We start from the raw sequence: 1,976 nt of genomic DNA, 5'->3' as shown, positions 1-1,976 counted from the left end.
GACGGGAGTCACCCCAGTCGTGATGCCTGTACATTGCTCATCGCACTCTTAGCTCAGGCGGTTGTTTAGTCAGCCAGGTCGCGCGCCCCAATCCTGGCCAAGATCCAATCGTGGACTTCTCCCTCCACCCAGCCTACGCAACGCTCTCCCAATGAGACCGGCTTCGGGAACGTACTGTCAGCGATGTATTTGTAGATGGTCGACCGGGCCAGATCGGTCGAGTCGATAACGTCTTTCAGGCGGATGGCGCGTCGCGCTGAAAGCTGAATAGCTTTTGCCAGGTAAGGCTGTCCTAAACGCCGGTGCGGTCATTGGGTAGCACGTCCTCATTTACGTCGTCCAAGAACTCGCGACAGATGTTGTGGACAAGCTATTGATGTTGCCGATCAGTTCCACATATGAAGGGTTTCCTTTACGCGAGCCGAGGGGATCGTGATGAAGGCTGCGACGAATATCGCGGATTACTAGCTCTAAGATTGCGACGCACGCAAAATTTCAGCCCAATGTGCCATGATGATCACAGCCGTTAAATTGTAAGCGCTCCATGAACCCCACATTCAAAGCGGCCAGATGATCCCGGATGCTGTGCTCCCGATCCCTTCCGGAGCCAGCAACTCATGATGCGACCCGACGCCAAAGTCGAAAAAGTCTATCTCTACCCCAAACCCGTGGACTTCCGAAAATCCATTGATGGTCTGGCCGCGCTGGTCGAATTGGATATCAAGGTCGCCGTGTTCGACCCTGTGCTTTTCGTTTTCCTCAACAAGTCCCGAAACCGCGTGAAGATTTTGTATTGGGAACGCAACGGCTTCTGCCTTTGGCTCAAGCGCCTGGAGTCCGAGCGATTCAAAACATCGCCCGAAGCCCGCGACGAGGCGATTGTCCTGACAGTCCAGGAACTGAACTGGCTACTCGACGGCTTCGACCTCTGGCGCAACCGCCCTCATCAGGTTTTGACGCCTCGATACGTCGCCTGATTCGGTATAATCCGCGGCATGATTTCCATGCCCAAAGACCTTCCTGATGATCCTGTTTTGCTCAGGCAATTGCTTGAGCAAATGATCAGTGAGCGGGCGTCTGACAAAGGCAAGATTGTTCATCTTGAAGAAGAGAACGCGCTGTTGCGCCAAAGATTGTTCGGGCGTAAGTCCGAGCAAACGACTGATCCGGCAACGCCGCAGCTGGCGCTCTTCAATGAAGCAGAAAGTGTTGCAGAGCCTGTCGATGAAGCCTGCGAAGAAGAAGTTGTCGTGCCGACCAAACGTCGCGGCAAACGTAAGCCGCTGCCCACCGACCTGCCCCGAATCGAAGTCATCCATGAACTTCCCGAGCATGAGCTGACGTGTGCCTGCGGCTGCCGTAAACACGCCATCGGCGAGGAGGTCAGCGAACAGCTTGAAATCATCCCGATGCAGATCCGCGTGATCAAGCATGTACGCAAGGTCTATGGCTGCCGCGATTGTGAGTCGGCACCGGTGGCGGCGGATAAACCCGCCCAACTGATTGAAAAAAGCATGGCCAGTCCGAGCGTGCTGGCCATGTTGCTGACGACCAAATACGTCGACGGTCTACCGTTTCACCGTTTCGAAAAGGTGCTGGGCCGTCATGGCATCGATATCCCGCGCCAGACCCTGGCCCGCTGGGTCATCCAGTGCGGTGAGCACTTTCAGCCGCTGCTCAATTTGATGCGCGATAGCCTGTTGGCCAGCCGCATCATCCACTGCGATGAAACGCGCGTGCAGGTGCTCAAAGAGCCGGATCGGGAGCCAAGCAGCCAGTCCTGGATGTGGGTGCAAACCGGTGGCCCGCCTGACAAGCCGGTGATCCTTTTTGACTATTCCACCAGCCGGGCGCAGGAGGTGCCGACGCGCCTGCTCGATGGTTATCGCGGCTACGTGATGACTGACGATTATGCTGGTTACAACGCGCTGGGCGCACAGGCCGGGGTTGAGCGTTTGGGCTGCTGGGCGCATGCA

At 56.5% G+C, this 1,976-nt stretch carries 3 protein-coding genes; 2 read left to right on the top strand and 1 reads right to left on the bottom strand.

The annotated features are described in order from the left end of the window. Positions 1-65: 65 nt before the first annotated feature. Positions 66-269, bottom strand: a complete 204-nt coding sequence (locus F8N44_RS31125; protein WP_412071591.1) for a helix-turn-helix transcriptional regulator — start codon at positions 267-269, stop codon at positions 66-68. A gap of 348 nt (positions 270-617) precedes the next feature. Here F8N44_RS31125 and tnpB point away from each other — a divergent pair, with 348 nt between their 5' ends. Continuing rightward, a complete protein-coding gene (tnpB, locus tag F8N44_RS31120; RefSeq protein ID WP_224794724.1) occupies positions 618-977 on the top strand; it encodes an IS66 family insertion sequence element accessory protein TnpB in 360 nt (119 codons plus the stop codon). An 18-nt stretch (positions 978-995) separates the two neighbouring features. Beyond that, positions 996-1,976, top strand: a 981-nt coding sequence (gene tnpC, locus F8N44_RS31115) for an IS66 family transposase (RefSeq protein ID WP_150653016.1), incomplete at its 3' end; no start/stop codon positions are given.

It is taken from the genome of Pseudomonas fluorescens, from assembly GCF_902497745.1.
GTDB classification, from domain to species: Bacteria; Pseudomonadota; Gammaproteobacteria; order Pseudomonadales; family Pseudomonadaceae; genus Aquipseudomonas; species Aquipseudomonas fluorescens_BM.
Note: the sequence above shows the minus strand (reverse complement) of the source record. Positions and strands in the feature narration are given on the sequence as shown.